The 5,952-nt window shown below is 65.4% G+C and carries 6 protein-coding genes; 1 reads left to right on the plus strand and 5 read right to left on the minus strand.

All coding sequences use genetic code 11. The features are described 5' to 3' along the window. The 5 genes from pilQ to V7Z54_RS07180 all read right to left on the minus strand — a co-directional run. Window positions 1–2,069 (minus strand): type IV pilus secretin PilQ (pilQ, locus tag V7Z54_RS07160; protein ID WP_334135453.1); only part of this gene is annotated, 2,069 nt, incomplete at its 3' end. Then, window positions 2,066–2,632, minus strand: a complete 567-nt coding sequence (locus V7Z54_RS07165) for a pilus assembly protein PilP (RefSeq protein WP_334135454.1) — start codon at window positions 2,630–2,632, stop codon at window positions 2,066–2,068. The genes V7Z54_RS07165 and pilQ, both read right to left, overlap by 4 nt. Beyond that, window positions 2,629–3,315 (minus strand): type 4a pilus biogenesis protein PilO, encoded by a 687-nt coding sequence (locus tag V7Z54_RS07170; RefSeq protein WP_334135455.1) that lies wholly within the window; start codon window positions 3,313–3,315, stop codon window positions 2,629–2,631. The genes V7Z54_RS07165 and V7Z54_RS07170 overlap by 4 nt, the downstream gene beginning before the upstream one ends. Before the next feature lie 20 nt (window positions 3,316–3,335). Continuing rightward, window positions 3,336–3,905 (minus strand): PilN domain-containing protein, encoded by a 570-nt coding sequence (locus V7Z54_RS07175; protein ID WP_334135457.1) that lies wholly within the window; start codon window positions 3,903–3,905, stop codon window positions 3,336–3,338. Continuing rightward, complete coding sequence (locus V7Z54_RS07180) at window positions 3,902–4,984, minus strand: pilus assembly protein PilM (RefSeq protein WP_334135460.1); 1,083 nt, start codon at window positions 4,982–4,984, stop codon at window positions 3,902–3,904. The genes V7Z54_RS07175 and V7Z54_RS07180 overlap by 4 nt, the downstream gene beginning before the upstream one ends. Window positions 4,985–5,248: 264 nt before the next feature. Between V7Z54_RS07180 and V7Z54_RS07185 the strand changes: the two genes are divergently transcribed. Next, on the plus strand, window positions 5,249–5,952 hold a 704-nt coding region (locus V7Z54_RS07185), incomplete at its 3' end, for a transglycosylase domain-containing protein (protein ID WP_443082450.1).

A 5,952-nucleotide genomic window follows, 5' to 3' on the forward strand; every position in this document is an offset into this window, starting at 1 on the left:
ACCTTGTCGACGCTGTTGCGCTCCTCCTGCTCAAAGATGCCCCCGATCATCACCGTGCCCCCGTTGTCCACCATCACCTCGGTCTCCACTTCCTTGACCGCCAGCTGGGGACCTGCGGCCGTCACACCGACGAGCTGGTTTTTCGTGGCTTTGATCTGCATCAGCACCTTACCGGAAGGCGTGATCTGCGGTGTCACCTCAAGCGACAGGTTGGCGTCAATTGTAACGATCAAATCTTCCGGCTGCCCGTTCGCACCGGTGCGTCGTTGCAGAAAGCGCAATTGGTCCCCTTGCTTGATCGTCGCCTTGTTGAGGTCACCCGTGACGACCTTGGGACTGGAGATGATGCGACCGTTGTTGTCGGATTCGAGCGCGGACAATTCCAGATTCAGGAAACGGTTTGCCGACGGGCTGAACAACGACAGCGCAAAGCGCGGGATATCAACGTTGTTGATATTGATACGCCCCGGTAGATTGATAAAACTGGTATTCTGATTGTTCATCAGGTTGGCCGTTTGCCCGGTGGTCGACGTGATCGCATCGTAAGAGCCGCCAATGGCCACGCGCGTGCCGCCACCCACGCTGTAGCCAGCATCGCCCCCGCGGACCGCTCGCAAGTCCGCACCGCCGAGCCGGATACCCAGTGCATGGCCAAACCCTTCCCGGGCCTCGACCAGCCGCGCTTGGATCATCACCTGGCGCTTCGGGCTGTCCACGCGCCGCACATAATCGCGCACGGCCTCCAGCCGGTTGGGCACATCCGTGACAAACACCTGATTGGTGCGGGTATCGGCAATCGCAGAGCCGCGCGCCGACAGCAGCCGGTTGGTGGTCTGCCTCTCACCGCCACCACTGGCGGTGGCGTCCTTGAGCGTCTTGACGACGTCCTCCGCCTTCGCGAAGTTCAGCCGGAACACCTCGGTCCGCAGGGGCTCCAGGTCCTCGAGTTTTTTGGCCACTTCGCGCTGCGCCACAGCCTCGGCATCCAGGTCTCTCTTCGGCGCCACCCGGATCACGTTACCGGTCTTGGTCAACCCCAGCTGTTTGGCCTCAAGGATGATATCGAGGGCCTGATCCCAGGGCACGTCCTTCAGGCGCAGCGTCAGGTTGCCCTGCACGGCGTCGCTGGTGATGATGTTGAAGTTGGTGAAATCGGCAATCACCTGCAGCAGGGCACGCACGTCGATGTTCTGGAAATTCAGCGACAGCTTCTCACCGCTGTACTTCGGCCCCTGCACCAAGCGGTTCGGATCGGGCTTGACGGGACGCACCTCCAGCACGAAGCGGTTGTCGCTCTGGTAGGCGCTGTGGTCCCATTCGCCGCTGGGTTCGACCAGCAGGCGCACGCGGTCGCCCACTTGCGTGGCGGTGACCATGCGCACCGGGGTACCGAAGTCGGCCACGTCCATGCGCCGGCGCAGCCCTTCCGGCAGCACGGTGCGCAGGAATTCCACCACCAACGCACGCCCCTGCGTGCGGATATCCACCCCCGTCTGCGGGTCGCCCAGCTCGACGATCACGCGACCGGCGCCGTCCTCCCCACGCCGGAAGTCGATGTCCGTCAGGGCCTTGGCGTCGGCGGCAGCGGTGGTCGCGGCGAAGGTGGCGGACGCGCCCGCAGCGGTGGCCTGGGCGGTGATCTCCGCCGGGCTGAGGGTCACCAGCAGGATATTGCCGCGCACCTCGGTGTCGTACGGCACCGCGCGGTTCAGGTTGAAGACCAGACGCGTGCGCCCCTGGGCTTCCACCACATTCACGGACCGCAAGTTGCCCTGGTTGAGCTCGAAGACCGTGCGCCCGGTTTCGTTGCGGGTACCGGGAAAGTCGAACGCGATACGCGCCGGCGTCTGGATGGTGAACGCGCCCGGCACCGTGCGCAACGGCTCGGCGGTTTCGATGCGCACCACCTCGCGCCCGCCGCTGACACTGGCGCTGACGGCACGAATGGCGACCTGGGCCTGCGCCCACCCGCTGACGACCAAAGCTGCCAGCAACAGCCCGGCGCGCCAGTAGCCCGAGCGGCGGCGGGGCGTACCGGCCGGGTGAGAGGAGAGATATTCGGTCGTCATTTGCCGCTTCCATCCTGTAACTGCAGGGTGGCGGTGCGCTCGACCCACTCCCCCGCAGCGTCTTGCACGATCTCGCGCAACACAATCTGATTGTCGGTGATGGCGGTGATCCGCCCGTAGTTCTGACCCAGGTAATTGCCTACCCGGACGGTGTAGAGTAGCCCGTTGACGCGCACCAGTGCCACCCGCCGCCCGCCCCTGTCGAGCAGACCCACCATCGCCATCGTGTCGAGCGGGAAGTCCTCCAGCGCCTCGCGCGGGCGCCGCTGCTCGGCCTCGAGCAGGCGCGACGCCGCCGAGGCCGCCGTATCGGCACGCATCGCGCGCGCCAGCCGCTCTTCGCTAAACGGCGACACCGCCTGCGCGGCCAGATAGGACTGCGGCTGAAAGGCCGACGGTGGCTGAACCGACTCGACCTTGGGCTGAACCGTCGCGCGCTGCTGCGCCATCCACTGCTCCAGGTCGTCGTCGCCGGCACCGCTGCAGCCCGCCAGCAGCACGGCGCCGGCCGCCACCACCATCAGCGCCAGGGCGCCCGATCCGCGTACGGCTGCCACCCTCATTGCTTACCCCCCTGCGCCTTCTTGGCCGCTTTCTGCGCCAGCACCTCATCGGGGTCCAGGTAGCGGAACGTCTTTGCCGTGGCCTCCAGCACCAGTGCATCGCTGCGGTTGGGCGCCGTCTGGATCGACAGGTTGTTCAGGGTCACGATACGCGACAGGTGCGCTACGTCGGCGACAAACATCCCGATGTCGTGGTAGGAGCCCCCGACGCGCAGCGTAATCGGTAGCTCGGCGTAGTAGTCGCGCACGACCTCCTGGCCCGGGCGGAACAGCTCGAACTGCAGGCCGCGGCCGATACCGGCCTGGTTGATGTCGGACAGCAGCGCATCCATTTCAGCCCGGTTGGGCAGCTGCTTTTCGAGCTGCGCAACGTACTGACGTACCTGCTCCAGCTGAGACTTCAGCGCATCAAGCGCTACAGCGCGGGCCAGCTTTTGGGAGTATTCGCTGCGCAACTGTTCCTCGCGCCGCTGCGCGGTGTCGAGCGCCTGCAGCCGATCCGATACCCACACGTACCACAGGCCAACCAGAACGAACACCGCCACCGCCAGCAGCAGCAGCGTACGTGGCAGCAGCGGCCAGCGGGACGGGTCGTTCGGATCGAGCCCGCTGAACTGCGCCTGCAGGCTCTGCTGCAGGCGACTCCAGTCGATGGCACTGGATTTGCGTTTCGTCGTGGCCATGGCGTGTATCCGTCCGGGCCTCAGCCCGCCTCTGCCTTGCCCAGGACCACGCGCAGCGAGAAGTTGAACACCCGCCGCTGCCCTCCGGGATTGAAGTTCATCATGGCCGCCGCGATTTCGATGAGCTGCGGCTGGCGCAGCCACGTACTGGAGCCGGAGAAGTTGCGCAGCAGCTCGGAGACGCGCTCCTGCGACTGCGCCACCCCGGTGATGGCAATGGTGCTGCCCTCCTGCTTGATGGTGCGCAGAATGACGCCGTCGGGCAGCCGCAACACGAGTTCATTGAGCACATGGACCGGCACATTGCGGTCCGCCTGCAGACTCTCGACGGCTCCCTGACGGGCCTTGAGCGCCTCCAACTCGTCCTGCAGGGTAGTGATTTCCTTGATCTGAGCGTCCAGCTTGGCGATTTCGCGCTGCAGCAGCTGGTTGCGACCCTCCTGCACGGCGATGCGGGCCTCGAACGCCGCGTAAACGACGGCCGCCAACAGAACACCGGCCAGTGCAGCCAGCACCACGTGCAGGTAGAACTGTTCGCGCCGCTTCTTGCGTGCCCACTCGCGGTGCGGCAGTAGGTTGATGGCGGTCATGACGCAAACCTCCGCAGGGCCAGGCCGGTGGCCACCAGATACGACGTCTGCTCCATGGCCAGCCGCGCCGGCGGCAGATGCGGTGGCAAAGCCATCCCGTCGAAGGGATTGAGCACGCTGGTGGCAAAGCCGGTTTGCGCCATGACCGCCTGCGCCACGCCGGGCAGGCTGGCCGAACCACCGGACAGTAAAACGTGGTCGACCTTGTTGTGCGGCGTGCTGGTGAAGAAGAACTGCAGCGCCCTGCCCAACTCCTGACCCAGCGTATCCAAAAACGGCTGCAGAACCTGCTGCGGGTAGTCGGCAGGCAGACCGGTGCCGGTTTTTTTCTTCTGCTCGGCCTCTTCCGGCGACAACCCGTACTGGCGCGCGATCAGCTGCGTGAGCATTTGCCCGCCCACTGGCTGGTCGCGTTCGTAGATCATCTCGTCGTTGCGGATGACCTGCAGCGCCGTCGAGGTCGAGCCGATCTCGAACAGCGCCACGACCAGATTGGCGCCGCGGTTGGGCAGCCGCTCGATGGCGCGCCGCGCCACCACGCGGGCGGCGTAGGGCTCGACGTCCATGATAACCGGATTGAGGCCCGCAGCTTCGGCCAGCCCCTGCCGGTCGGACACGCGCTCCTTGCGGGCTGCAGCCACCAGCACTTCCACGTAGCCCTGGGCACTGGCCGACGGGCCGATGACGCAGAAGTCCAGCGCAACGTCCGACAGGGGAAACGGAATCAGCTGCGCGGCTTCGGCCTCCACCTGCAACTCCAGCTCGTCTTCACCCAGGCCGGCCGGCAGATTGATCTTGCGCGTGATCACCGCCGAGCCGGGCAGTGCCAGCGCCACATTCTTGGTCTTGGTACCGGCCTTGCGCACCAGCCGGCGCAGGGCCTCGGCAATCTCGTCGAACTTTTCGATGTTGCCGTCGGCGATCCAGCCCTTTTCCATGGCCTCGATCGCACAATGTAAAACGGCATAGCTGCCGTCTCGGGAACGCCCAAGTTCAACCAACTTGAGCGTGGTGGAACTGATGTCTACGCCCAACAGCGGCGCTGGCTCGCGACCAAACAGGAATCCCAGTGCTATCAAACCCACCCTCGTTGCCCGGCGCACAGCCGGTTTGTGCCTGTAGTGTAGACGCACTTTGATGGTAACAGCAACGCCGCGTGACAGGGTCTGCCGATGGCCCGGCAGCCACCATGGCCAGACGCAACGTTGCCAGAAACGGACACCGGCCCCACCGGGGTCGGCTGGCGTGACGGGATGGGCCCCGCGCCTGGGGCGGCGCGGCCGATGCGGCACCGTGCCGCCCCCCTTTCCTATAATGCGCGGCCATCGGATCCCCCCACACGCATGCCCCCTTCCGCTCCGCCCCCGGGCTCCGCACCCCCTCCCTCCGCCGGGCGCACGACACGCCGCCCCTGGTGGTTGCGTGTGCTAGCCACGGTGGCTGCGACCATCGGTGCCGCCGTGCTGGCCTTGGCCATGCTGGTGGGCATCGGGCTGGCGGCCGCCTATCCGAACCTGCCGGACATCAGCGAACTGGCCGACTACCGGCCCAAGCTGCCGCTGCGCGTGTATGCGCGCGACGGCTCGCTGCTGGGCGAATTCGGCGAGGAACGACGCAACCTGGTGCGCTTCCAGGATATCCCGCCCGTGATGGTGAAGGCGGTACTCGCTATCGAGGACGCGCGCTTCTTCGAGCACAGTGGCGTGGACTATCGCGGCCTGCTGCGCGCGGCGCTGGCCAACCTGGTCGAAGCCAAGAGTCAAGGGGCGTCCACCATCACCATGCAGGTGGCACGCAACGTCTATCTGTCTAGCGAAAAGAGCTACCTGCGCAAGATCTACGAGATCCTGCTGACCTTCAAGCTCGAGCACCTGCTGACCAAGGAGCAAATCCTCGAGATCTACATGAACCAGATTTTTCTGGGGCATCGCTCCTACGGATTTGCGGCGGCAGCACGCACTTACTTCGGTAAGTCGTTGCAGGACCTCACCATCGCCGAGGCCGCTATGCTGGCCGGTTTGCCCAAAGCGCCCTCTGCCTATAACCC

It is taken from the genome of Tepidimonas sp. (genome assembly GCF_036824975.1).
Classification (GTDB): Bacteria; Pseudomonadota; Gammaproteobacteria; order Burkholderiales; family Burkholderiaceae_C; genus Tepidimonas.